Origin of the sequence: Oceanimonas doudoroffii, assembly GCF_002242685.1 — a bacterium.
Classification (GTDB): Bacteria; Pseudomonadota; Gammaproteobacteria; order Enterobacterales; family Aeromonadaceae; genus Oceanimonas; species Oceanimonas doudoroffii.
Map to the genome: position 1 here is coordinate 720,415 of NZ_NBIM01000001.1, position 24,370 is coordinate 744,784.

General features: G+C 53.9%; 26 protein-coding genes and 2 pseudogenes. 5 read left to right on the forward strand and 23 right to left on the reverse strand.

What is annotated here, in order from left to right:
- Nucleotides 1-19: 19 nt before the first annotated feature.
- The 3 genes from hisA to hisIE are packed head-to-tail and all read left to right on the forward strand — an operon-like array spanning nucleotide 20 to nucleotide 2,113.
- The gene (gene hisA / locus B6S08_RS03305) at nucleotides 20-757 is read left to right on the forward strand and encodes a 1-(5-phosphoribosyl)-5-[(5-phosphoribosylamino)methylideneamino]imidazole-4-carboxamide isomerase (protein ID WP_094199343.1); all 738 of its coding nucleotides are present in this window, start codon (nucleotides 20-22) and stop codon (nucleotides 755-757) included.
- A complete protein-coding gene (gene hisF, locus B6S08_RS03310; RefSeq protein WP_094199344.1) occupies nucleotides 739-1,512 on the forward strand; it encodes an imidazole glycerol phosphate synthase subunit HisF in 774 nt (257 codons plus the stop codon). The genes hisA and hisF overlap by 19 nt, the downstream gene beginning before the upstream one ends.
- Complete coding sequence (hisIE, locus tag B6S08_RS03315) at nucleotides 1,505-2,113, forward strand: bifunctional phosphoribosyl-AMP cyclohydrolase/phosphoribosyl-ATP diphosphatase HisIE (protein WP_094199345.1); 609 nt, start codon at nucleotides 1,505-1,507, stop codon at nucleotides 2,111-2,113. Before hisF ends, hisIE begins: the two co-directional genes overlap by 8 nt.
- A gap of 313 nt (nucleotides 2,114-2,426) precedes the next feature.
- On the opposite strand, the gene B6S08_RS18665 is transcribed toward hisIE, so the two are convergent.
- From B6S08_RS18665 to B6S08_RS03340, 5 genes are all read right to left on the reverse strand, one after another.
- Complete coding sequence (locus B6S08_RS18665) at nucleotides 2,427-2,759, reverse strand: nuclear transport factor 2 family protein (protein WP_094199346.1); 333 nt, start codon at nucleotides 2,757-2,759, stop codon at nucleotides 2,427-2,429.
- Nucleotides 2,760-2,980: 221 nt separating this feature from the next.
- On the reverse strand, nucleotides 2,981-3,385 hold the full coding sequence (locus B6S08_RS03325; RefSeq protein WP_094200528.1) for a GNAT family N-acetyltransferase: 405 nt from the start codon (nucleotides 3,383-3,385) through the stop codon (nucleotides 2,981-2,983).
- Nucleotides 3,386-3,400: 15 nt separating this feature from the next.
- Nucleotides 3,401-4,309 (reverse strand): M14 family metallopeptidase, encoded by a 909-nt coding sequence (locus tag B6S08_RS03330; protein WP_094199347.1) that lies wholly within the window; start codon nucleotides 4,307-4,309, stop codon nucleotides 3,401-3,403.
- A gap of 120 nt (nucleotides 4,310-4,429) precedes the next feature.
- Nucleotides 4,430-4,636, reverse strand: a complete 207-nt coding sequence (locus B6S08_RS18610; protein ID WP_094199348.1) for a GDCCVxC domain-containing (seleno)protein — start codon at nucleotides 4,634-4,636, stop codon at nucleotides 4,430-4,432.
- A 79-nt stretch (nucleotides 4,637-4,715) separates the two neighbouring features.
- Nucleotides 4,716-5,153 carry a GFA family protein gene (locus tag B6S08_RS03340; protein WP_342744138.1) on the reverse strand — a complete coding sequence of 146 codons (438 nt, stop codon included), beginning with the start codon at nucleotides 5,151-5,153 and terminating at the stop codon, nucleotides 4,716-4,718.
- A 381-nt stretch (nucleotides 5,154-5,534) separates the two neighbouring features.
- Here B6S08_RS03340 and B6S08_RS18175 point away from each other — a divergent pair.
- A pseudogene (locus B6S08_RS18175) lies at nucleotides 5,535-5,692 on the forward strand (IS66 family transposase); the annotation flags it as partial.
- 80 nt (nucleotides 5,693-5,772) lie between these two features.
- Here B6S08_RS18175 and B6S08_RS03345 read toward each other — a convergent pair.
- The 6 genes from B6S08_RS03345 to B6S08_RS03365 form a co-directional block, all read right to left on the reverse strand.
- Nucleotides 5,773-7,743 (reverse strand): UvrD-helicase domain-containing protein, encoded by a 1,971-nt coding sequence (locus B6S08_RS03345; RefSeq protein WP_094199350.1) that lies wholly within the window; start codon nucleotides 7,741-7,743, stop codon nucleotides 5,773-5,775.
- A gap of 8 nt (nucleotides 7,744-7,751) precedes the next feature.
- Nucleotides 7,752-9,509, reverse strand: a complete 1,758-nt coding sequence (locus B6S08_RS03350; protein WP_211284146.1) for a DEAD/DEAH box helicase — start codon at nucleotides 9,507-9,509, stop codon at nucleotides 7,752-7,754.
- A 138-nt stretch (nucleotides 9,510-9,647) separates the two neighbouring features.
- Nucleotides 9,648-9,872, reverse strand: a complete 225-nt coding sequence (locus B6S08_RS18180) for a hypothetical protein (RefSeq protein WP_141202172.1) — start codon at nucleotides 9,870-9,872, stop codon at nucleotides 9,648-9,650.
- A gap of 100 nt (nucleotides 9,873-9,972) precedes the next feature.
- Nucleotides 9,973-10,578, reverse strand: coding sequence for a DUF4326 domain-containing protein (locus tag B6S08_RS03355; protein WP_094199352.1), 606 nt, complete (start codon nucleotides 10,576-10,578; stop codon nucleotides 9,973-9,975).
- On the reverse strand, nucleotides 10,578-11,018 hold the full coding sequence (locus B6S08_RS03360; protein WP_094199353.1) for a DUF488 domain-containing protein: 441 nt from the start codon (nucleotides 11,016-11,018) through the stop codon (nucleotides 10,578-10,580). Before B6S08_RS03360 ends, B6S08_RS03355 begins: the two co-directional genes overlap by 1 nt.
- 7 nt (nucleotides 11,019-11,025) lie before the next feature.
- Nucleotides 11,026-11,640, reverse strand: a complete 615-nt coding sequence (locus B6S08_RS03365; protein ID WP_094199354.1) for a dual OB domain-containing protein — start codon at nucleotides 11,638-11,640, stop codon at nucleotides 11,026-11,028.
- A gap of 338 nt (nucleotides 11,641-11,978) precedes the next feature.
- Here B6S08_RS03365 and B6S08_RS03370 point away from each other — a divergent pair.
- Nucleotides 11,979-12,954 (forward strand): annotated as a pseudogene (locus B6S08_RS03370) (integron integrase).
- A gap of 171 nt (nucleotides 12,955-13,125) precedes the next feature.
- Here the strand turns inward: B6S08_RS03370 and B6S08_RS03375 are convergent.
- The 12 genes from B6S08_RS03375 to fabF all read right to left on the reverse strand — a co-directional run bounded on the left by B6S08_RS03375 (nucleotide 13,126) and on the right by fabF (nucleotide 24,306).
- Complete coding sequence (locus B6S08_RS03375) at nucleotides 13,126-13,773, reverse strand: DsbA family oxidoreductase (RefSeq protein WP_094199355.1); 648 nt, start codon at nucleotides 13,771-13,773, stop codon at nucleotides 13,126-13,128.
- 7 nt (nucleotides 13,774-13,780) lie between these two features.
- Nucleotides 13,781-14,062, reverse strand: coding sequence for a DUF503 domain-containing protein (locus B6S08_RS03380; RefSeq protein WP_094199356.1), 282 nt, complete (start codon nucleotides 14,060-14,062; stop codon nucleotides 13,781-13,783).
- A gap of 127 nt (nucleotides 14,063-14,189) precedes the next feature.
- Nucleotides 14,190-15,716, reverse strand: a complete 1,527-nt coding sequence (locus B6S08_RS03385; protein ID WP_094199357.1) for an alkaline phosphatase D family protein — start codon at nucleotides 15,714-15,716, stop codon at nucleotides 14,190-14,192.
- A 192-nt stretch (nucleotides 15,717-15,908) separates the two neighbouring features.
- Nucleotides 15,909-17,015 (reverse strand): Fic family protein, encoded by a 1,107-nt coding sequence (locus B6S08_RS03390; RefSeq protein WP_094199358.1) that lies wholly within the window; start codon nucleotides 17,013-17,015, stop codon nucleotides 15,909-15,911.
- A 110-nt stretch (nucleotides 17,016-17,125) separates the two neighbouring features.
- Nucleotides 17,126-18,079 carry an SPFH domain-containing protein gene (locus B6S08_RS03395; protein ID WP_094199359.1) on the reverse strand — a complete coding sequence of 318 codons (954 nt, stop codon included), beginning with the start codon at nucleotides 18,077-18,079 and terminating at the stop codon, nucleotides 17,126-17,128.
- Nucleotides 18,080-18,121: 42 nt separating this feature from the next.
- Entirely contained in the window at nucleotides 18,122-18,544 is a 423-nt protein-coding gene (locus B6S08_RS03400; RefSeq protein ID WP_094199360.1) for an NfeD family protein, read from the reverse strand.
- A gap of 287 nt (nucleotides 18,545-18,831) precedes the next feature.
- Nucleotides 18,832-19,620, reverse strand: coding sequence for a TatD family hydrolase (locus B6S08_RS03405; protein ID WP_211284192.1), 789 nt, complete (start codon nucleotides 19,618-19,620; stop codon nucleotides 18,832-18,834).
- A 28-nt stretch (nucleotides 19,621-19,648) separates the two neighbouring features.
- The gene (gene holB, locus B6S08_RS03410; RefSeq protein ID WP_094199362.1) at nucleotides 19,649-20,608 is read right to left on the reverse strand and encodes a DNA polymerase III subunit delta'; all 960 of its coding nucleotides are present in this window, start codon (nucleotides 20,606-20,608) and stop codon (nucleotides 19,649-19,651) included.
- Nucleotides 20,593-21,216 (reverse strand): dTMP kinase, encoded by a 624-nt coding sequence (gene tmk, locus B6S08_RS03415; RefSeq protein WP_094199363.1) that lies wholly within the window; start codon nucleotides 21,214-21,216, stop codon nucleotides 20,593-20,595. The genes holB and tmk overlap by 16 nt, the downstream gene beginning before the upstream one ends.
- A gap of 8 nt (nucleotides 21,217-21,224) precedes the next feature.
- Nucleotides 21,225-22,232, reverse strand: a complete 1,008-nt coding sequence (gene mltG, locus B6S08_RS03420; RefSeq protein WP_094199364.1) for an endolytic transglycosylase MltG — start codon at nucleotides 22,230-22,232, stop codon at nucleotides 21,225-21,227.
- Nucleotides 22,216-23,007: an aminodeoxychorismate lyase gene (gene pabC / locus B6S08_RS03425; RefSeq protein ID WP_094200529.1), complete on the reverse strand. Its 792-nt coding sequence runs from the start codon at nucleotides 23,005-23,007 to the stop codon at nucleotides 22,216-22,218. The genes mltG and pabC overlap by 17 nt, the downstream gene beginning before the upstream one ends.
- Nucleotides 23,008-23,064: 57 nt before the next feature.
- Nucleotides 23,065-24,306: a beta-ketoacyl-ACP synthase II gene (gene fabF, locus B6S08_RS03430; RefSeq protein WP_094199365.1), complete on the reverse strand. Its 1,242-nt coding sequence runs from the start codon at nucleotides 24,304-24,306 to the stop codon at nucleotides 23,065-23,067.
- Nucleotides 24,307-24,370: the final 64 nt, after the last annotated feature.

The window sequence follows — 24,370 nt, forward strand, 5'->3', positions numbered from 1 at the left end:
TTTCTTGGAGCCGTAACACATGATTATCCCTGCAATAGATCTGATCGGTGGAAAAGTGGTGCGCCTGTATCAGGGCGACTACCAGCAAAAAACCGAATACACCGCCTCACCCCAGGAGCGCTTTGACCTCTATGTGGCCGAAGGCGCCACCCAGCTGCACCTGGTGGATCTGGACGGTGCCAAGAACAGCAGCGAGCGCCAGCTGTCGGTTATCAAAAGCCTGATTGAAAACACGCCGGTGCCGGTGCAGATTGGCGGCGGCATTCGCACCGAGCAGGACGTCAGGGATCTGCTCGACATCGGCGCCCAGCGCGTGGTGATTGGCTCCACCGCGGTGAAAAACCCGGAAATGGTGGCCGGCTGGATCAAGCACTATGGCCCCGATCGCATTGTGCTGGCGCTCGACATCAACATTACCGCCGACGGCGAAAAGAAAATCGCCATTGCCGGCTGGCAGGAAGACAGTGGCATTACCATTGAATCCCTGCTCGAGCACTACCTGCCCGCGGGCCTGTGCCATGTGCTGTGCACCGACATCTCCAAGGACGGCACCCTGTCGGGCTCCAACGTGGCGCTGTATCGTGAGCTGGCCGCACGCTACCCCACCATTTTGTGGCAGGCGTCGGGCGGCATTGGCAACATCGACGACATCGACGCCCTCAAGGGCACCGGCGTGGCCGGCGTGATCCTCGGCCGCTCGCTGCTGGAAGGCAAATTCACCGTCAAGGAGGCCATCGCATGCTGGCAAGACGCATAATTCCCTGCCTGGACGTAAAGGACGGCCAGGTCGTTAAAGGCGTGAAATTCCGCAACCACGAGATCATCGGCGACATCGTGCCGCTGGCGGAGCGTTACGCCGCCGAAGGCGCCGACGAGCTGGTGTTTTACGACATTACCGCCTCCAGTCAAGACCGGGTGGTAGACAAGAGCTGGGTGAGCCGGGTGGCGGAAGTGATCGACATTCCCTTCTGCGTGGCCGGCGGCATCAAGTCGGTGGAAGACGCGGCGCGCATTCTGGAATTTGGCGCCGACAAGATTTCCATCAACTCCCCGGCCCTGGCCAACCCCGAGCTCATCACCGAGCTGGCCGACACCTTTGGCGTGCAGTGCATCGTGGTGGGCATCGACTCCTACTATGACGAAGCCACCGGCCAGTATCAGGTGCACCAGTTCACCGGTGACGAAAGCCGCACCCAGGTGACCCGCTGGAACACCTTTGACTGGGTGGAAGAAGTGCAGAAGCGCGGCGCCGGTGAAATTGTGCTCAACGTGATGAACCAGGACGGTGTGCGCCAGGGCTATGACATTGAGCAACTGCTGAAGGTACGGGCCATTTGTGATGTGCCGCTGATCGCTTCAGGTGGTGCCGGCGAAATGGTGCATTTCCGCAATGCGTTTCTGGAAGCGGACGTAGACGGGGCACTCGCAGCCTCGGTGTTTCACAAGGGCATCATCAACATGGGTGAGCTCAAGCAGTATCTCAAGCAGGAAGGAGTGGTGATCCGTGATTGATGCAAGCAAGCTGGACTGGGACAAGGTAGACGGCATGATGCCTGCGATTGTGCAGGACAGCCACACCGGCCGCGTGCTGATGCTGGGCTATATGAACGGCGACGCCCTGACCAAAACCCTGGAAACCGGCCATGTGACCTTTTTCAGCCGCACCAAGAGCCGGCTGTGGACCAAGGGCGAAAGCTCCGGCCATGTGCTCAAGCTGAAAGACATCAGCACCGATTGCGACAGCGACACCCTGCTGGTCATGGCCGAGCCGGTGGGCCCCACCTGCCATTTGGGCAATGTGTCCTGCTTTAACGAGCAACAGGCACCGGCGCTGACCTTTTTGGCCGAGCTTGAAGCGGTGATCGCCAGTCGCAAGGGCGCCGACCCTGCCTCCAGCTACACTGCCAGCCTGTATGCCAAGGGCACCAAGCGCATTGCCCAGAAAGTGGGTGAAGAAGGCGTGGAAACGGCGCTGGCCGCCACCGTGCACGACAAGGACGAGCTGGTGAACGAGTCTGCCGACCTGCTCTACCACCTTACCGTGCTGCTGCAGCAGGAAGGCCTGGGGCTGGCCGATGTGATGGCCAAACTCAAAGAGCGCCACGGCAAGTAAACGGAAAAGGCGGGCAAAAGCCCGCCTGTTTCATGCTTTCCGATACGCTTGCAGGCCCCAATTTATTGGGGAAACCTGTGCAAAATCAACGAATTAACCGTAGGTTGGCGATGAGCGCAGCGAATCCCAACACTTCCCCCGGCCACCCCGCCGCCTGAACCATCGCAAGCCGCCTGCAGGAACGTGTAACTTCGTCGCACAACAAGCCACTCCAGCGACCCCAATCACTGGAGCGCAGGCGGCTCGCCTGCATATTGCCGCAACGCGGCAACTTCAATTCGTTCCCACGCTCCGCGTGGGAATGCATACCAATTCAGACATCCTTGCCTGGGCGAATACAATACGAATTGATGTAAACGATCTTTCCCTTCTCAATGTGGTAAACATCGCAGTATCTCACGTCACCATCGACTTCCCGCCCCTCGACCACGACCGAATGTACTCCAACGGTAATGTGCTCATTCCGAAAGTTGGGGCACCCCTGCTCCGTCATCTGAGCGCAGAACGCCTGCACGGAGCCGAGCCCGGCAATGGTTTTCTGCCCGACTACCTCCCACCTGACGTTAGCATCGAGGTGTGGTAGACAGGGTTCAAGCCGACCTTCAGAAAACGCTTCACATCCCTTTCGTATCGCTTCATCCACCATGACTGCCTCCTTGAGCCGAATCTCTTCTCGGCACAACACCGTTTTCCCCAAGGAATGAGCGCGATCCTGTTCAATAATTATAGAAAGAGGGAGTTCCGGCCATCATGCCCGGTAAAGTGCGTCATTCCCGCGAAGGCGGGAATCCATTCCTCAGGCTCACCCGGTGCATCAGATAAAAATTCGCATCACAAAACATTATGTAAAATAAAAGCTCAAAACTCTTACAACACCCGACTCATGCGGTAATACGCCACTCCGTGCTTGTAAAACCGCTCTCCTTCCACCGCAAAGCCAAACCGCTGATAAAAATCCAGGGCCGAGGCCCGGGCATCAAACCAGAACACCCGCACGCCTCTTGCACGCAAATGCTCAATCAAAAACTGCAGCATCACTGAGCCCATGCCCTGCCCCTGACACTCAACCCTGGTCGCAAACTTGCGCAGCCTTGCCGTGTCACCGCTGAAAAACACCGAGGCCACGCACACCACCTCGCCGTGTTGCCGAATGCCAAAGTGCGCACCGGTGTCGTCCTCCGCCACTCTGCAAAACGCCACCGGCTCATTCGGCCATAACACCGCATGACGCAGCGGCAGCACCTCCTCTACCGTAAGCACTTCAACCTTCACGTTCGCCCGGGTCACCTAGCGATGCGCCAGTGCATAATCGATGGCTGCACACACGGCGGTTACCTGGGCGGCATTGCACTGCTCGGGCGTAGCGCGGGGGCTGTCGGGGTACACTTCCGTGGTGGTCTTGTAACGAGCGGGCGTGATGCCGGCGCACAGGCCAAGCTGAGTAAGCGGGTATTCAATCACCCCTCTGGCCACCACCGGTGAGCCGATGATTTCATTGCTCTCATCAGCGGGAGCAATGTGCGTGACCTTTTCAACCGCCGCGATCACCGCCTGCTGAAATTCAGGCTGCGGATGCTCGCTGTCGTCCACCAGATAAAAGCCATCGGGAATGCCACAGGGCTCGAATGACTGGCCGTCTCGCGCCGCCAGCGCCGGGCGAAACTCGCTTTCGTCGGTATCCGTGGTCTCGTGCAGATCGATATGCAGCAACACACGGTCACGCACCGGCGCCACCAGTTGCATCAGCGCCGCCGACTCATGCGCCGGACTGTTTTCCCGAAAAGAACGGTTCGGATCCACCGCGTTGGCATTCCAGCGGTGAATGCGCTCATAGGCCCAGGGGCTGACGCAGGGTGCCACCAGCAGATTCACCCGGCCGGCATAATGCTCGCCGTGCTGCTCCACAAACTGCAAGGCCCCGTGCACACCACTGGTCTCATAGCCATGCACCCCGCCGGTCACCAGCACCACCGGCAAACTGTTCCGCCAGTGGTTGCGAATGGCCATCAGCGGAAAATGCTCATCGCCATAACTCAGCTCGCCATAGGGCTGCACATCAGAACGCGAACCCAGGCGCTCGATAACGCTCAGCACATCCGCTTGATAACTGCGCTGACGGCGCTGCCGGGCCAGCCACGCGGCGCGCTCCGCCTCGCCCCAGGGCTGGCCCGGCGTGCCAATGGGATAGGTATTCATTTGATGCCTCCGGGTAATCCATGCTTTCGGGCACTCTATCAGGTGCAAACAGGGCTGACAAAGCGCAACGTACGCTGAGGTAAACTCAGATAAGCATGTTATCACGCAGCCGATTTCCAATTAATGGCACGATTGGCCCCGCTGTACCGGAGGACAGGGCGTATCTCCATAAGAACAAAATACACAGCAATCGCCATGCCTGGGTTTAAGCATGGTTTTGCAGTTTTTACATTCATAAAAATACTGACAAGCATCCTCTGGCATGGTCTCCGTTTCCCTGTGACCGCACTTTGGGCATGTTACCTCAGATGTGAATTTGGGTTTCATAATTCACCTTTATTTTGAGATCTAACGCCCCTGTGCAGCGGCAAGCGTAGCGAGCCACGGTTTGTTATGTGATAGCTGTTCACTCTGGCAGCCCCTCGAATTCTGGAGCGTTCCCTAACCCCTCGTCCCAATTAGCTTTGCTGGATAAAAAGATATGCGCTGTTGGTGCCATAGGTATTTCAGTATTCAAGCATCCTGCTGGAACGACAAGTAAACCTGGGATCTGAGTACTTGGCAATGCAGACCCACACAATTTGCAAAAGCTCTTGTTATGACTAGTGCCTGGAAACGTAAAGGTCGTCACAGCATCTGCACCCGACCGCCAGACCAATTTAGCTGAATGTGAGAATAGATTTGCTGCATGAGCCGACCCCGTATCTTTTTGGCAATGCTTACAATGACACAGGTAAAAACTGTCAAAGTCCCCATGGACCTCAAATGTCACTATGCCACACAGGCAAGAACCAGCATGCTTAGTCATTAGATTCCTTCTATGGCCTGCATATGACGCACACATAACGCCGCCATAATTTTCGGCTTTGCAGTTGATTGTTTTGTGGCAGGCTTTTTTGCCACAAAACAAGCGACGGAGAAGCCGTCAAATTGATGGCTTTGTTAGGGTTTGGATGCTGGAGTTCAAGGTAAAAATTTACCACTAGAAATATCATCTTGTATTTTAGTAAGAACTTCTTCTTCACTCATACCGCTGTTCAATAGCTCTTGCTGTCTGTCAGTTATAGGTTTTTTTGGCCTCATCTGGATCAACACCAGATTTCATTAAGCTAATTGACTTTTTAAGGACATGTAGGCGAGAGTTTCACTGAAACTTTTTCCAGTAACTTGAAAATCGCAGTCCAGGTGGCTATTCAGTGCGTCCAGTATCGATGGTTCAGATCATTACCGTCAGGAAAGCCTGTTTGAACAATCGAGTATCGAACTCTCCCGAACCACTATGGCACGCTGGATTATGCAGGTCAGCGAACACTTCACACCAGGGGTTACCAGGCACTTCATACCCATCTGCTTAAACAAGTTGTGGTGCATAGAACCCCATTACTTTACTAACCATTTAACAGCGCTCATCTATATAACCGGCGTTTGCAGGACATTAGACCTGATTGAATCCTCCTTACTAATCAATCTAATGACGCGCCAGAAACCTCTACATGTTCATGTACCCGTTCAGGCAGTTTCTCGGTACTAAATAAGGCCAGTCTTTGTCCGGCTCGAGTCATTGCGACATAAAGTTTTCTAAGGGATTCTTGTTGAGCGAGCTCTCTTTCAGTATCATCTAAATCAATATTCTTGGCTTGATTCATCAGCTCACCTGCCCCAAGAACGAATGTCACTCCTGATTCCATTCCTGTACAGCTGTTAATACTCATAAGACGGATTTTCCCACCAATATTATCTTTAATGTCTTTCCAGTCATTGCAGTTAACCACAGTTCCTTTACCTAGAGTGTTCTCAATATCGCGTTTAAGGCTCCAAGGACTATAGCTACCACTGCAAAGCACCATGATTTGCTGAAGAGGTATATCGTCGGATCTACAACATTCACTTAACTCATTTAAAAAACGTGTCTTTTCATCTTGAAGAGTATGACTATAGATTATCTGAGGTTTTACCCCTCTCTCCATTTTTTCTAAATCCGGCTTTACAAAATCATCAGCATCATCTTCAATACCTTCGATCAATGTATTCGCAGCAACCATAATTTCATAAGTGGTGCGATATGAATAATTGAGCCGTTTTGTTCGCCCTCGAACATTGAAACCAACACTTTTCCAGCTCAATCGACTCTTTAGAAAGCCTTGGTTAGGGTCCGCACACAGAAATATTGCACCATTTGAAATTAACGACATCTTAACTAGTTGGAGCCAAGAAGGCGCAAAGAACTGAGCCTCATCGACCAAAATATGATCAAACTTTTCCAACCCAGTGGTATCTTCGAGTAAAGCTAAGTCCTTAACATAAAGGCTTGGTAAATATCCTTTAGGACTAGACATTGCCTGAACTACCATCTCGTAGAGTTTCCAAATATGCACACGCTGCGACTTCTGAAGAGCAAAGCCTCTGCCTTGACGCTCATACTCTAAATATTCATTCTCATCTTTTATCAGATATTCATTGATGTACTCTAACTCAGACCAGATCTGCCCATCAGTTAACTTCAATTGAGTGTAGCTCTCATTGATATCACAAAGGATTTGGGCACGAAGGGGCTCTACAGCTTTGTCGCCAAATAATGGGGTGAGCCTACAATTGTTAGAAACTTTCTTCTGTTGATTGAGAGCAAATTGATGAAATGTCTCGATCTTCAGGTTCGAAGGGGCTCCGCCTAACCACTCTTCAAATCTATGCTTAATATCTGAAGTGACCGGCTTGTTATGAATAACGAGTAATGCTTTCTTATCGGGATGCTTTTTACAAAATGCTATAGCACGATTTATCAAGATCAATGTTTTCCCACTACCAGCAACCCCATTAATAAGTCTTACAGAGAAATCATCTTGACGTTCTTCGCTAGAATCAACTTGTTCAAGCATGTCAAAACGAGTTGCCAATTCTTGATCATAATCTAAGAAAAACTGTTGTAGACTAGCTCTATTATCTACTCTTGAAACGCTCCTCCTCGTCGTACATTGCGAATGGATTGCTGACTCAGGGAAAATTGTCTTTTTTACCCAGTTGTACTGTTCAAGCGGAGACTCTGTCAAAAGGTCAACAATATTCTTCTCACCGTCTATGTAAAAGCCCTTTTGGTCGAGGATATGGATGAATCTATCAGCCTGTTCCTCACTTGTTGCCTTGTGTTTCAAATCTTCTTCAACTACAGCAAGATACTTGATTGGTTGATATCCCTTAGACAGTAAAGCTGAATTGAATCGCCTCCATTTAGCAAGCTCAGTTTCATTTGGCCACTTTTCGTGCCAACCAATCATCAACCAACTTTTACAAGGCCCTTCCAGTACGATTGATGCAATTTTTGATTCATCCAGTAATGGTTCTCGGACAATGAATTCGTCTGACAATCTACTTAGAACTTTTTTAAAATGCCTTCTAACCTTACGATCTAAGCCCGTAATTGATTCCATCTGTGCCATAACATTTCCTAATTATTATATTTATATCCTGAGTTAATCAAAGAACGATATTCCTCAACTCTTTTGAGTAAGCTCTCGTCATTTGACTCTTGGAGAAAAGAACTGGAGATCTCAGGACCAACTAATATCAGTTTTGTTTGTGGACGAGTGATCGCTACATTTAAACGTTCAGCTTGAAAAAAGAACTCAGCGATAGCACTTATATACTGAGGATCTGTAGAACAAAGAGAAATAATGATCATTTCTCTTTCTTGCCCCTGCATTCTTTCAACTGTATCAGTAACAATAGTCTCCGAAGAAAAAATACCTTTCCTATCTGCTAGTCGAGATTTCAAAGCTTTAGCATGGCTCCTAAATGGCGTTACTACACCTATCTCACCAGCACTCAATCCTGATTCAATTGCAGTTTCAATAAGTTCAACTACAAGTTCAGCTTCAAGCCTATTAACATTTCGCGCATTTATTGCGGGAGACTTAATAAACACAAAGGGAGATTCAGTAGATAAGACTTCAGCATACTTTTGAGGCTGATTAGGCAGATTGAAAGTGCGTGTAGCATTGGGGCCAGCCGAGACTAAACGCCCAGAATAATAAATTTGACTAGGCCAGCTAGATAGCGCGTGACACATACGGTATGTTTGACTAAGCATCACTGAAACATCAGGGTTACCAGATATCATCCGCGAAAAGATGGAGCAATCATCCAGAACAGAGGCCGAAAGTACTACTGGAGGTAATTGCTTGTGGTCACCAACAAATATAAATCGCTTCGCCTTTCTCATTGCCATAATTGCTAATGGAAGAGTGATTTGACTTGCTTCATCGAAAATGACTGTATCGAAGTCATATTGCTCTAACCTTGCACTACACGTTGCAAAAGGAGTTGCACCAATTACGTACCCAGAATCCGGTTTGTTCTCCCAATCATCGCCATATTCAAAATGCTTAACACTCTTATCAAGGCCCTTAGTACAACCTCTTGCTCCAACTTTGATCACTGGAACGTTTTCACCAGCAATCTTATTAAGGGCATTGTTTATTGCCATGTGAGTATGTGACGTCATAAATACTCGTTGACCTTGCTCTACCAATAACTTTGCAATCAGACTGATTACTTTCGTTTTTCCGGTCCCGGGAGGCCCTTGTATACAAGCTAGGTACTTAGCGGCAACAGCTTTACCCACAGCATCCGCTTGAAGCTCATTTAAACCACACTTTTCGGCAAAGTCAGCGGCTTCATCGTAATCATCTTCAAAGATCAAACCTGTATCCAACTTATCTGCCAGCAACGGTAGTACTATTTCCCTACCTCGCTTGGATTCAGCTATTTCATCCAATGCTTTATCATAAAATGGTTTTAGATCCATCGTGTCTGGATCAGCATAACAACCGGAACTAATCTCCTGAAGCATTTCATCATCTATTTGATGAACTCGAACCAACCACTCATCTTCATTTTCTGCTTCGATGGTACCTTGCTGTACATGCCTCTTTCTGCTCGGCTCCCCCAAATGAAGGCATATCATGTCCCCTTCACGAAATCTCGACTCATTTTGGCCCAAAGTAACAAACAGGTGATTTTTACCTTCTTTTCGGACATAACGAATTTGTTGAGACTCACCTTTTGTAAGTTTTTGGGTGAGCGGTTTCTCCCAGACTTCATACAGCTTTTCATAGTTTGCTCTATGTTCATCTTCAACAAACTTTCTCAAATCAGTTAGAACACTTCGTAATTCCATTTTTTTACTCAAAAGTGATTTAAACAAAACCTTTCATCAGAAAGTGAAATAAAATCAATAGCAACAATAAGTTAAGAGCAACATTAAATTTGGGGCTTTCATAAAGTCAAACAGAGTATTACGAAAGTGTTATGTAAAACAGGTTTAAACAAGGTAACTACTAGCTTAATGAGGCAAAAAAGTTTCAGCCAGAAAAACACTGCCATCGAGAAAGAATGATCCTTCAATCTGCTCTCCTTCGGCTTTATAACTTGCGCGAGGATCTAGTTGCTCATGCTCTAAACAGCTTTTAAGTATTTCCTCAAATGCATAGCCCCTTTTTCGGTACCATGTGGGAGGTGCATCATCAGTCGGTTCAAGCCATTTTTTATATTGTTCTCTGAAATCCATAACCCTTCATGCTTTCTCTAATGACTGCCTAACGCCGCGCTCTGCGGAAATTTAGGAGCGCCAGCGAGTAAATTTTCCGTAGCAGCGCTTTGTTAAGCGTTTACTTTCCGTCATCCCATGAATTCAAAAAATCTGCAAGAACATCACCGTGACATGCGTGCGGTTTACAAAAGCAGCCCAATCGCTTTCCTGCCAATTTATACACTTCTGATTTTTCTTTATTTGGAAACTTTTCGTAATCGAAGTCATACTTAAATTTTCGAATAACTTCTTCGCGATCATCACCTTCTTCATACATTGAATAAGGATTACCCCAGTATGATCCTCTCCCGATATACTCATAGTTTGGCGTACTTTTTTTTGCTTGGTATTCAGTGTCTATTTTTATATTTATAACGCGCGTTATTGAAATATTCACGACCCGCATGGGCAACCCGACAGATCGCAACCTTTGAGTTTCCATCGGAAATTCTTCACCATCATCAAAAACTATCGCGTGGGTTATATTTTCATTTTGCCAATCAAAAAGTTCTTTACTTTGTATTTCATCAGGCCGCTCATCACAGAATTTCTGAACGAACCCGTTGGGATCGGCAGGACATACCAAAGAAACCTTGTCTAAGCTCGAAATTATTTTTCCTACTTTCCGAGAGAACTTCGAGTAGCAATTAAAGGCCTTCGGATAAAGAATTAGAACAATAGCCATCAGTATAAATGCTTCACTTTGAGGTTTAGATTTGAATGTTCATTAAGGTACTCGACAACTAGCCTTCTGTGGCAAAAATGTGGTTCATGCTCGCTGCATAGCAAGCACCCATGATCTAGCAATTCTGACTTAATCGATTTCTCAATATTTCGCTGCGCCATAAGATTTAGAAACTTATCCTCGTAAACGTTCCAAGGCATTTCCCCTTTTTTGTACGCATTTAAAATATCTTTAGTTGGCGCAAGCTCTGGTGAATGAATATATTCAGCCCCGCACAGCTCTTTCAGAAAGAACTTAAGATCGTCTTTTTTTGCGAAACCTGCTAATTGCGATACATTATTTAAGCGAACATCGACAAGTGTTTTAACACCAGAAACCCTCAGAAATTTAAAAAATTTTTCAGCATTTTTTTGAGTAAATCCGATAGTATAAATATCCATTACAACCTCAGAAAACTGTGGCTACAAGCTTGTAGCAATACCCTTGATACTCTTCCCCAAGGCTTATACAAAGAATTTGGTTAACTTCGCGATTATCTCTTACTATTTCGTCAAATTTTGGATCAGTCACAGCTAGATCATACGCGATCCCGTTATAAGTAAAAGATGCTCTCCTCTTACCGTCGTCTGTATTATAGAGGATAAGCCCTTCCACTTGAACGAGGTAAAGCGATTGAGGAACATTATAAAATCCAGAAGTAATTAGAGCATGCTGTACTCTATTATCCTGCCCCCATATGTCAACAGGTTGGTCAAGATAGTTGGGCAGATCCCCTAGTCCAATAGAATAGTTTTGCTGCCACAGGTTGCCGTCTATCAGATAATTTTCCGGCTGATGTGGAAGCGGAACATGTTGTGAGAATCCCATTCGGATTTTTTGAAGTGGTTTTACTCCATACGTACCGTATGGATTTTGATATTTTGCTTGCTCATGACTTAACTCGGCACCTTGTGCATTGGACACAGGTCTAATCCATCTGCCGGTATTCATACACTTGCCAGCCACGCAATGCTGTCCATGCTTAACTGAGTTTGCCAGTATAACTATTTCTGTTTGGCTCATACATTATCCTTGCTACGTGCACCTTGGCGCTTAACATTTTAATAGTGAGCGTGCTCATATATGTTCAGACACCCACTCTCAGTAAACTTTATAAAATCCTGATTATACAATCATTTTATCTCTTTTAGAGTAATTACTCCATGATCAAACTAAGCATGCTCAATATCTACACAGCTTTGCTCGTTATCTTCGTCACCGCGATATAATTCATTGATTTTAATGACCTTTAGTCCATCTTGCTGCTGTACACGAGCACGCTCTGTTGATAACGCGCATGCAAATCTCACAGACCGCAATATACTGTATACTTATACAGTTAACATGGGGTGGGTAACAGCATGGCTACCAGTCCGTTTTTGAATCGCATTCGCCGGGAGCTGCGCCTGGGTGGCTACAGCTTGCGCACCGAAAAAACCTACCTGCACTGGATCAAACGGTTTATTCGCTTTCATCGATTGCGACATCCAGCCGACATGGGTGCACCGGAGGTGCGCAACTTTCTTACCTGGCTGGCCGCCGATTGTCATGTTGCCGTCAACACGCAGAAAACCGCTCTCAATGCCCTGGCATTTATGTATCACAAGGTACTGAACATCGAGCTTGGCGAGCTGGATTTTCACCATGCCACTCAGTATCGCCGCCTTCCCGTGGTGCTTACTCAGGCTGAAGTCGCCTTAATCCTCAAACAACTGGATGAACGCAACCGGCTGATCTTTTCATTGCTGTATGGCAGCGGCCTCAGAATCACCGAATGCCTGCGGCTCAGAGTGCAGGACATTGGCTCTAACGACGGCTCTGTTACCGTGCGTAATGGCAAGGGCAACAAAGACAGAAAGAGCATGTTAAGCCAGCAGCTTCACGGCATGCTGCACCGGCAGATAGAAAGTGCCTTGTCGATTCAACAAGCAGATAACCTGAAAGGTGTTGGCCCGTCACTGCCTTACGCCATTGGCAAAAAATACCCCAATGCCTATCGTCAACCGGCCTGGATGTTTGTTTTCCCATCCGTCAGCCTGTGCAAACATCCCGTTACCGGCGTAGTTTGCCGTCATCACCTGCATGACTCGGTGCCTCGCAGGGCGCTTAAAGCGGCAGTTCGTCAGTCCGGCATCTGCAACAAGCGCATCAGTTGCCATATTTCGCCATTCCTTTGCCACGCATTTGCTTGAAAGCGGCCGCGATATCAGAACGGTACAGGAGCTGCTTGGCCACAGCGATGTGCGTACCACTCAGATTTACACCCATGTGATCGGTCAGCACTTTGCCGGCACACACAGCCCGCTCGACTTTCTTGCCAGTGCAGATAAACAGTAACCAGATACACACTCCGAACGGCATCCACGCTACCGCCGGACCTTGCAGGCGATCATCCTGATTGCAGCTCTGTAAATTTGCGACCTATTTTGACGCGCTGGCAGATTATTTCAATTGAGACCCATACAAAAACGGCCCGCACTGCGGGCCGTTTTTGGATAACGAGCGTATTCAGGCGAATTCGGCGCCAATCTCTTGCAGTGCCTGCACCAGGGCATCGGGCTCCTGGGCGCCGGCAATCAGATACTGGCTATTGATAATAAAGGCGGGCACGGAAGTTACCCCGGCCTGCCGGTAAGTGGCTTCTTCTTCCCGCACCAGGTCGGCGTATTGATCCGAGTCCAGCACCTGTTTGGCTTTTGCCGGGTCCAGCCCCAGTGCTTGCACGCAACTCAGCAGCACGGTGTGATCAGACACATCCATCGCCTTGCCAAAATACACCTCGAACAGGGCTTGTTTCATGGCGGTTTGTCGGCCCCACTCCCCTGCCCACTTCACCAGCCGGTGGGCATCAAAGGTATTGCAGGTTAGCCGTTCCTGTATTTTTGCGAAGTTGAGGCCAAGCGCGGTGGCTATAGCCTGCATGCGCTGCTGGTTGTCGTGCATCTCCTGCTCGCTGCGGCCGTATTTTCTGGCCAGGGCAGGCAAAATGGGCTCCCCTTGCCCGGTGTGATCCGGGTTCAGTTCAAATGCCTTCCACTGCACGCTGAATTCATACGCGGGCGCCAGCCGTTCCATGGCCTTCGCCAGCCGGGCATAGCCAATGGCACACCAGGGGCAGGCAATATCGGAAACAATATCTATTCGTATCTTTTTCATAAGGCTCCTACAGGAATTCGCGGGTAACGCTGATGATGCGCGCTTCCACGGTGCACTTTATCTTGTCTTCAATGCGGCTACACAGCGATTCCACCTCCCGGCGTGAGGCCGCCACCACCACAAATGACCATTCACTGGCATCGTGACTGTTGTGTTCGCCACTCTCGCACACGGCCACCGCCGGGTTGCGCCCGAACCGTTCGTGCATGCCTCCCATGCGCTGGCGTTTTTCCTTTAACGAGCCACAGCCCGGCAGAGAAAAGGTGATGCTCAGCAAGCCGATATGCATGTCGTCCTCCTTGCCGGCGGAGTTACAGGGCCAGACAAGGATAGTGTTTCACGTCCCGGTCAGCAGCGCGAACGACTTTATGCAGGACACCGGCCCGCTATATGGGCCGGTGTGTTTCAAGGTAGCATCAGGCGGGTTGCAGCACCTTGGTGAACAAGGTTTGGTTATTGAGATCCTTGAGTGTCACGGTCATGACGCGGCTTTCTGGGTTTATATCCACCTGGCCAAAGAACTGCAGGCCGGCCAGGGGCGACTGGTTCTGAGTGGTGGGTGATTTCTCATATACCACCTGCAGGCCAAAGGTGTCGTCCGGCTTGCCGGGGCCAAAGCTGCCGGCATTCAGCGGGCCGGATACGAATTCCCAGAAGGGCGCAAAGTCGTTAAAGCTGGCCTTGGCCGGGTCGTAATAGTGGGCGGCGGTGTAGTGCACATCGGCGGTAAACCACACCACGTTGTTAATGCCGGCATCCTTAATGCCCTTGAGCAATCGGGCAATCTCCAGCTCCCTGCCTTTGGCAGGGCCGTGATCGCCATTGGCTACCGCTTCCCACTTATCGCCGTCGGCCACCTGCAGGCCCAGGGGCATGTCGCAGAACACCGCCTTCCAGGTGGCGTTGGAGGCCTTGAGCCGGGCCAGCAGCCAGTCTACCTGAGTGCTGCCGAGAATAGCGGTGTCTTCCCCTTCCCGGGTTTGCAGGTTGGCGCTGTTGGGGCCACGGTAAGAGCGCATGTCGAGCACAAAGCGGTCGAGCAGCGGGCCAAAGGGCAGGCTGCGATAGATCTGCTCGCTGCCTTCGGGGCCACTGCGACGGATGGGGGCGTAATCGAAAAAGGCGCGGGTGGCACGGGCCTGCAACAGCGTGGTGCTTTTAACCTGGTAGCGGGCGTCGCCGCTCAGATCCTTTGAAGCGGAATAGTTGTTCACCACTTCGTGATCGTCCCACTGCCATATTTGCGCCACTCGGCTGTTAAACAACCGCACGTTCTCGTCCATCAGGTTATAGCGGTAACGGCCACGGAATTCGTTGAGGGTTTCGGCCACCTTGCTCACCTCGGGGGTAACCAGGTTTTTCCAGATCTTGCCGTCTTCCACTTCAATTTGCTCGGGAATGGCGCCGTCGGCATAGATGTTGTCGCCGCTGTGCACAAAGAAGTCGGGCTGCTGCTCGGCCATGGTGCGGTAAATTTTCATGCCGCCCATCTCGGGATTAATGCCATAGCCCTGGCCGGCGGTGTCGCCGGACCACAAAAAGCGCACCGGCCCGGCGGCCACGGGAGCGGTCATAAAGCTGCCCGTTACCCACTCCGAGAACTCGCCATTGCCGGCATCGCTGTAGCCCACCCGCACATGAATGCGGCGGCCGGCGGGCATGCCGGTGAGCTCCACTCGGCTGGTAAAGTCGCTGGGCGACAGCGCCCAGGGCCCGCGCACGCGGTTGGCCTGGTCAAAGCTTGGGGCGGTGCTCCACTCCACCCACATGCGCGCCGGCCGATCGCTGCGGCCCCACACAATGGCGCTGTTGGCAAGCACGTCGCCAATTTGAATGCCGCTTTGCTGGCTGGGCCGACCGCCGGCCGCCATGGCCGGGGTTTTGCTCAGCAGCAGGCCACCACCCAGTACCGCCATGCCCTGAAGAAAGTCGCGTCGTTTCATTCCACCCTCTGCATCCCATTGAAAAAGGTCCACTGTAGAAAGCAAAAGTGAAAGGCAGGTAAAGTTTGAATGACGAATTGAAGAAAGCGAGTGGCTGAGCCGAATAAAACGTACTAATCGGCTCAGATAGCGAGCCGAATACGCAGGTTATTCGGCTCAGGGACTTCTGATATGTTTAACCTTGCCTTAATATTACAGGTTCAGGCCATAACGACTGCTACGCCCGCCGCCCGGCAGGCTGTACAAACACCCTTTCTCTACCAGATCGGCCAGATCCCGGGTCGCCGTTGCCTTGCTCACCTTGGCCAGCGACTGATATTTACGCGCGTTTATGCCGTCTTCAAACTCTTCGCCCACGGTGTCGAGCAGCCGGTTAAGCACCTTGACCTGCCGTTCATTAAGCAGCGTGGTGGCATGCCGCTGCCAGAAGCGCGCTTTTTCCAGCACCCGATCAACACGCCCCAACGCTTGTTGTAGTGCCGCTTTCAGCGTATCCAGAAACCAGGCCAGCCAGGGTGTAATGTCGAGACTGCCCTTCTGGGTGTGCTCAAGGTGATCATAATAACCGTTACGTCGCGACATAATGGCGGCACTCAGGGAATAAAAACGTACGGAGCGGGCCTCGGCCTGCGCCAACGCCCTGTCGGTAACGGCCCGTGTCACCCGCCCGTTACCGTCATCAAAGGGGTGCAGCGTGATCAACCATAAGTGAGCAATACCCGCCCGAAGAAGCGGATCCAGACCTGCCGGCGGATGATTGAACCAGTGAATAAAGGCGTCCAGCTGCTGCTCCAGCCCCTGTCGGGGGGGCGCCTCAAAATGTACTTTGGGATTGTCCATTCGTCCGGAAACTACCTGCATCGGGTGCTCACCCCGCAATTCGCCAATCAGAATACGGGAGAGAATCCCTTCTGCAGGAAACAGCTGTGCTTGCCAGCGGCAAAGTTGTTCACGGGACAATGGCTGCTCAGGTTGATGGATGGCTTCCAGCAACAGGGCAACCAGAGATTCAGACTCCGGGGTTGTTCTGCCGGCCATGCCTGCCTGATTTAAACCGAGCTGGCGAGCCACTGAAGATCGTACCGACCCCACGTCCAGGTGCTCTCCTTCAATTTCGCTGGTACGAATGGCATTCTGGATTAGCGCATCCATCTCCACTTCAAGATCGGTCTGTGCCGGTGCCGTCTCGGTTCTTCCCAGCAGGCGCCCCTGCATCAGACGTAGGTCATCAAGGGTCTCTCTGAGAACAGTTTCATCCCAGCGAAAATGAGGCCATTGCTCGCGTTGCCAGATGTACATGAGCCGAATAACCTACCTAATCGAATCAAAATATGAGCCGATTATGGCAAATAATCGGCTCAAGGGCCATGGCCCCCCGCCTTCGCGGGGGTGATGATGATCACCTCTCCTTACTGCACCTTGCCCTTGAGCAGGGCCTCTATGCTGCCCACGGCGCCGAGCACGCTGCTGGCCTCATAGGGCAGGAAGATGCGATCGCCGTCTTTGCCGATCTCGGGCAGGGTTTTCAGGTATTCCAGGCCGAGCAGGTAGCCCACCACCATTTGCGGATCGAGCCGGTCGCCGCCGGCGGCGAGCACCTGGTCAATGGCCTGGCGCTGGCCGTCGGCCATGAGAATGGCGGCTTCCTTTTCGCCTTCCGCCACCAGAATGTTGGAACGCTTTTCCCCTTCCGCCCGGGCGATGGCGGCTTCCCGCTCACCGTTGGCCTGCAGCACCAGGGCACGGCGCTCCCGCTCGGCGGCCATTTGCTTGCGCATGGCGTCTTCCACTTCGGCGGGGATCATGATGTCCTGGATCTCGACCCGGGTCACCTTTACCCCCCACTTGTTGCCGGCTTCATCCATCACGATCTGCAGCTTGTCGTTGATCTCCTGACGGGATTCAAACAGCTTGTCGAGCTCCATCTTGCCCACCTCGGAGCGCAGCGAGGTCTTGGCCAGAATTTCAATGGCCTGGATCAGGTTCTCGGTCTGATACACGGCCCGCTCCGGGTCAATCACCTGAAAATACAGCGCGCCGTTCACGGTCACACTCACGTTGTCGGCGGTGATCACCGACTGGCCGGGAAAGTCGAGCACGGTTTCACGGCGATCGATGCGGGTTTCTTCCATCACTACCGCCACATTCTCGCCGTCAATGGGCTGGTAGCGGCGCACCTTGATCGAGCGGGGCTTGTCGACAAAGGGAATAATCCAGTTGATGCCCGGGCTCAGGGTTTTCTGGTAGCTGCCCAGACGCTCAATCACCACCGCTTCCGACTGCTGCACTATCATCAGGCCCTTTATCACCAGTGCCAGTACCAGCACGGTAAACACCAGGGCAATTATCAACATCACATCCATGAGCACACTCCCCTTATGGTTTTTGAAACTTGTTGGTTGGCGTTATTCCGGCCGTTTGACGATGGCGGTAATGCCGTCGAAACGGACAATCTCGACCTGCTCGCCTTCTTTCAGCTCGGCACCGTTCTGGCTGCGCACCATAAACAGATCCCCTTCCAGCTTCAGGCGCAGCTCACCGGTATGATGGCGCACCAGGGTGCCGGTTTGATGACGGCTTTCCCCGGCCAGGCCACTTTGCCGGCGTGACGGGGCAAATTCACGAAAGACTTTTTTCAGCAGCGGGGCCAGCACGGCGGTGGCCAGGGCAAAGGCAAACCACTGGCCGGTGGCGCCCACCTCTAACAGGGCCGCCACCATGGCGGCAAGGGCAGCCAGCCCCATGGCAAAGGCGAAGAAACCGGTGCCAAGCAGCTCGGCAAGTAACAGAATTAGGGCGGCAATCAGCCAAAGATGCCAGGCAAGCACGTGTTTCACCTCAGATACAAATGGAACAGAGCTTACTATAGAAGAGCGGGAGTGAAGCTGGAAGCGTAGGCTCGGGGATTAGGAACTTGGGATTGGTGATTGGTGATTGGTGATTGGTGATTGGTGATTGGCAGTAGGTTGTCAATGAGCGCAGCGAATTGCAACAATCCGCCGGCGGCTTCATGTTGTGGTTCGCTTCGCTCATCACAACCTACGGTCAAACCGCCGTTATGCCCGTTTGGCGGTATGCGTTACGCTGGGCATGGGAACGAGGAATACCTTACCCCTCACTTCACCGGCTTTGCCAGTTTAAACAGCTCAAAGAAGTTGGCGGTGGTTTGCCGGGCTACGTCTTCATAGGGCACGCCCTTGAGCTCGGCCACAAATTCGGCCACGGTGCGGGTGTAGGCGGGCTCGTTTTCTTCGCCACGAAACGGCACCGGGGCCAGCCAGGGAGAGTCGGTTTCCACCAGCAGACGCTCCAGCGGCAGGGCCTTGACCACTTCCCGCAGGGCGTCGGCGCTGCGAAAGGTCACAATGCCGGAGATGGAAATGTAAAAGCCCAGCTCCATGGCGGCCTCGGCCATCTCCAGGGATTCGGTAAAGCAGTGCAGCACACCGCCCACCTTGTCGGCGCAACCCTTGCGCAAAATCTCCAGGGTGTCTTCCTGGGCACTACGGGTGTGAATGATCAACGGCTTGTTCAGCTCTACCGCCACCTGCACATGTTGCTCAAAGGAGCGCTTTTGCAGCTCGGCGCTTTCCGGGGCGTAGAAGTAGTCCAGCCCGGTTTCACCAATGGCCACCACGGACGGGTGCGATGCCAGCTCCCGCAGCAACGCCGGATCGTTTTGCTCGTCGCCCTGGTGCAGCGGATGCACGCCGCAAGACGCAAACACCTGAGGGTAAGGCGCAACGGCCTTCAGCATGTCGGGAAAGGACGACAGCCCCACGCCAATGCACAGCATGTGGTTCACGCCGCGGTTGGCGGCCTTGGCAATGGCCTCGTCCATGGATTTGTGTTTCTTGCCGTAATCAAGTTTGTCGAGGTGGCAATGGGAATCAACCAGCAAAATCGGCTCCAGTAAAACGTGTTCAGTCATGTCAGGAATGGGTTAAGGCCTGCTGCAGGCGACGCAGCCACTGGCCCAGTTGCAGCCCGGCATTCATCGGCCTGCCCTGCCCCGGCTGCAACCGCCGGCGCAGCTCCAGCAATTCACTGCCGAGCTCATGCAGTGCAATCGGCCCCAGCCGCGCCAAGCGTACACTTTGCTCGCGGCAATCATCCAGCTTGAGCGGCGCGTTTACCGCCAGGGCGGTTTGCAGGGCATCCTGCAGCAACAACTGCACCCACACCAGGTGCACCGGCTGCTCCAGCAGGCGGGCCTGCACTTGAGGCAAGCCGGCAGGCGCTTCGCCCAAGCTTACCAGCTCACCCAGCAGGGTCAGGCGCTTGTCGTCGGCACCGGCCTGCAGGTATTCCAGGGTTTGCAGCGGCGAGCCCTGGTTCACGCTCAGCGCCGCCGGGGTGGCGGTTACTCCCTGCTCATTAAGCCAGGAAAGGGCGGAGTGCGTGTCGGGCAGCGGCACCAGCCACTGTTGGCAGCGGCTGGTCAGCGTCGGCAGCAACCGCTCGGGCTGCGACGACACCAGAATCAGCGTGGCCTGCCCCGCCGGCTCTTCCAGGGTTTTCAGCAGGGCATTGGCGGCGGCCTCGGTCATCAGCTCGGCCCGCTCGATAATGGCGACCTTGCCATGGCCCAGGCGGGCGCTTTCGCTCATGATGCGGCCGAGTTCGCGAATGGCGTCAATGCCAATGCTGCGCCCTTCCCGACCCACTACATGCAGATCGGAATGGCTGCCGGCGGCGGTCAGCTCACAGGCGTGGCACATGCCGCAAGGGGCATTATTTGTATGTTGGCATAACAAGGCGGTAGCCAGTTTGCCGGCCAGCTCGCGCTTGCCCAGCCCGGCCATGCCCTTGATGAGCAGCGCATGGCCAAGCCGGCGTTCGCGCACGCCCTGCAGCAGCGGCTGCCACACCGGGATCAGCCAGTGGTGCACAGTCGCTGCTCCAGGCAGGCCAGCACGCGGTCTTTCACTTCCTGCTCATTGCCGGAAGCGTCAATCAACGCGCAGTTGGAATCGGCCTTGGCCAGTTCGAGGTAACGGGCGCGGGTGCGCTCGAAAAAGTCGAGGTTTTCCAACTCAATACGGTCCAGCTCGCCCCGGCTGCGGGCCCGGGTCAGCCCCTGGGCGGGGTCGATGTCGAGATACAGGGTAAGATCCGGTTTAAACTCCCCCAGCACCGCCTGCTTGATCTGGGTAATCAGGCCGGCATCAATGCCCCGGCCGCCCCCCTGATAAGCCTGAGAAGACAAATCGTGCCGGTCTCCCACCACCCAGATGCCGTCCGCCAGCGCCGGCTGAATGCGGTTTTTCACCAGCTGCACCCGGGCGGCATACATCAGCAGCAATTCGGCTTCCATGGTCAGCGGCTCGTCATGCACTTCCTTCACCAGGGCGCGCATTTTTTCCGCCAGCGGCGTGCCGCCCGGCTCACGGGTGGTCATCACGGTATGGCCGCGCGCCTCGAGCCAGCTCACCACGTGGCGCTGCACCGTGCTTTTGCCGGCGCCTTCCAGGCCTTCAATCACAATAAAACGGCTCATGGCTTACCTTACCTGTTCAATATGTAGCGACGCACCGCGTTGTTGTGCTCGCGCAGCGTTTTGGAAAAGTAATGGCGGCCGTCTTCGCCCATGGCCACAAAATAGTAATATTTGCTCTCGGCCGGGTTCAGCGCCGCACGAATCGCCTCCTTGCTGGGCATGGCAATGGGCGTGGGCGGCAGGCCGCTGATCACATAGGTGTTGTAGGGCGTGTGGGTCTGCAGATCGCGTTTGCGAATATTGCCGTCATAGTCCTCCCCCATGCCGTAAATCACCGTGGGATCGGTCTGCAGCCGCATGCCCCGGCGCAACCGGTTGACAAACACAGAGGCGATCATGGGCCGCTCGTCGGCCACACCGGTTTCCTTTTCAATGATGGAGGCCAGGATCAGCGCCTCATAGGGCGTGTCGATGGGCAGATTGGGCTCGCGGTTTTCCCAGGCCTCGGTCAGAAAGTCCTGCATATGGCCATAGGCGCGCTCAAGCACGTCCAGGTCGCTGTCGCCGGGGGTGTAGTTGTAGGTTTCGGGCAGGAACAGGCCTTCGAGCTTGTCGCGCTTGGCGCCCAGCCGTTCGGCCAGCTCCGCCTCGCTCACGCCCTCAAGGGTCTGCTCCAGATATTCCGCCCCGGCGAGACGGGCCTGCCAGTCGGACAGACGCAGGCCTTCCACCAGGGTCACGTTCAGGCGATAAACGTCGCCGTTGACGAATTTGGTCAGCGCCTCACGCAGGCTGGTGTCTTCATCCAGCTTGTAGGTACCCTGGCGCACCGCCGCCAGCTCCGGGTGCAGCTTCAGCCACAGCCGGCGGTGCAGCAGGGGCAGCTCCGGGCTGAGCCGGCCGGTCAGTTGCAGCGCGGTTTCGCCGCGGTGCACCACAAACAGCGGGTGCTCCCCCGGCGTGATGGTCAGGCTTTCCAGCCGTTGCCACTGGTGGTAGCCATATCCGGCCAGCCCAACACCCGCCAGGGTGGCCGCCAGCACGGCGGCCTTCAGCCCTTTAATCAATTTGCTCATATCGTTGTTGCAGTGCTCTCGTCATGGAAAAGTCGCCGCCAAGGTCGTGCCCGGCCACCGAGCGTGCCGGCACCAGGCCCATCAGGGCATTGGTCAGCCACACTTCGTCGGCCTGTTGCAGCGCCGCAAGGGGCGCACTTGTCTGCTGTACCCGTTCGCCCAGCTCGGTCATCACCCAGCGGCGCAGGGTGCCGTGCACACCGCCAATGGCCAGCTCTGGGGTATAAATATCGTCGCCTCGGCGCCAGAACAGGTTGGCGGTCACCGCCTCCATCACCCTGCCCGCCTCGTTCAGTACCACCCCCTCGGCCAGCCCTTGGGCGTCAAGCTCGGCCTTGAGCAGCACCTGCTCCAGCCGGTTGATGGTTTTCAGCCCCGCCAGCAGTGGTGAGCTGCCCAGGCGTCCCTCACACAGGCCGAGGGCAATGCCCTGCTCGCGCCAGGTGACATAGTGGGCGGGAAAGGGCGACACATTCAGAGCCACCGTGGTGGCGCCGCAGCCGGCAATACCGTAACCCCGGCCGCCGGGTCCGCGCAACAGGGTCAGGCGCACCACGCGATCGCCCTCGTCCGGCAGCGCCGCCAGCTCGGCGTCAATGGCGGCCCAGTCGGGCTCGGCCATGTGCAGTCGGCGGCAGGCCTCCACCAGCCGCGCCTTGTGCAGCGACCACAAGCGCACGCGGCCCCGCCGCGCATGCATGGTGGTGAAGTGGCCGTCGCCGAGCTGCCAGCCCCGGGCCAGCGCCGGCTCCTGTGAATGATGAATGTAGTGCATGGTTATTTCATAAAAAAAGCCCGGCACATGGCCGGGCTTTGTCTGACCAAAAGGCCATTATATGCGTTTGAAGATCAATGAGCCATTGGTGCCGCCAAACCCAAAGGAGTTGGACAGCGCATACTCAAAGTCGGCCTTTCTGGCCTGGTGCGGCACCAGATCCAGATCGCACTCATCATCCGGGTTGTCCAGGTTGATGGTGGGCGGCGCAACCTGATCGCGCAGGGCCAGCACGGTAATGATGGCTTCAATGGCACCGGCGGCACCCAACAGGTGACCGGTCATCGATTTGGTGGAGCTCACCAGCACCTTGCCGGCGTGCTCGCCAAACACCTTCTTCACCGCCTTCAGCTCGGCCACATCCCCCAGGGGGGTGGAAGTGCCGTGGGCGTTGATGTAACCCACCAGTGCCGGATCGAGCTGGGCATCGCGCAGGGCGTTGGCCATGGCGGCGGCGGCACCGCTGCCGTCGTCGGGCGGCGCAGTCATGTGGTGCGCATCGCCACTCATGCCAAAACCGACCAGCTCGGCATAAATGGTGGCGCCACGGGCCTTGGCGTGCTCGTATTCTTCCAGCATCACCACACCGGCACCATCACCCAGCACAAAGCCATCACGCTCCTTGTCCCACGGACGACTGGCCTTTTGCGGATCGTCGTTGCGGGTAGAGAGCGCGCGGGCGGCGGCAAAGCCACCCATGCCCATGGGCGTGGAGGCCTTTTCGGTGCCGCCGGCCAGCATGGCGTCGGCGTCGCCGTAGGCGATCATGCGTGCCGCCAGACCAATGCTGTGCGTACCCGTGGTACAGGCAGTGGTGGCCGCGATGTTGGGACCACGCAGTCCCTTCATGATCGACAGATGGCCAGACACCATGTTGATGATGGTGGACGGCACAAAGAACGGGCTCAGCTTGCGCGGGCCGCTGTTCATCAGGCTGGTGTGGTTCTGCTCGATAAGACCGAGGCCGCCAATGCCGGAGCCGATGGATACACCCACGCGATCGGCGTTGGTGTCGTTGATCTCCAGTCCGGAGTCGGCAAAGGCCTGCAGGCCTGCCGCGATACCGTACTGAATGAACAGGTCCATCTTGCGGGCTTCTTTCTTGGCAATGCCATGCGCTTCCGGGTCAAAATCCTTGACCAGGCCGGCAAACTTGGTGGTGTAATCGGTCGTATCAAAGTGCTCGATATTGGAAATGCCGCTTTGACCTGCCAGCAGGGCCTGCCAGCTGGCATCGACCGAGTTTCCAACAGGAGAGAGCATACCGAGGCCAGTCACCACGACTCTGCGTTTGGACACAGGAGCGCCTCCGAATGGGATTTGAAACAAGAAAAAAACCGAAGTGGCGGGCGCCACTCCGGTA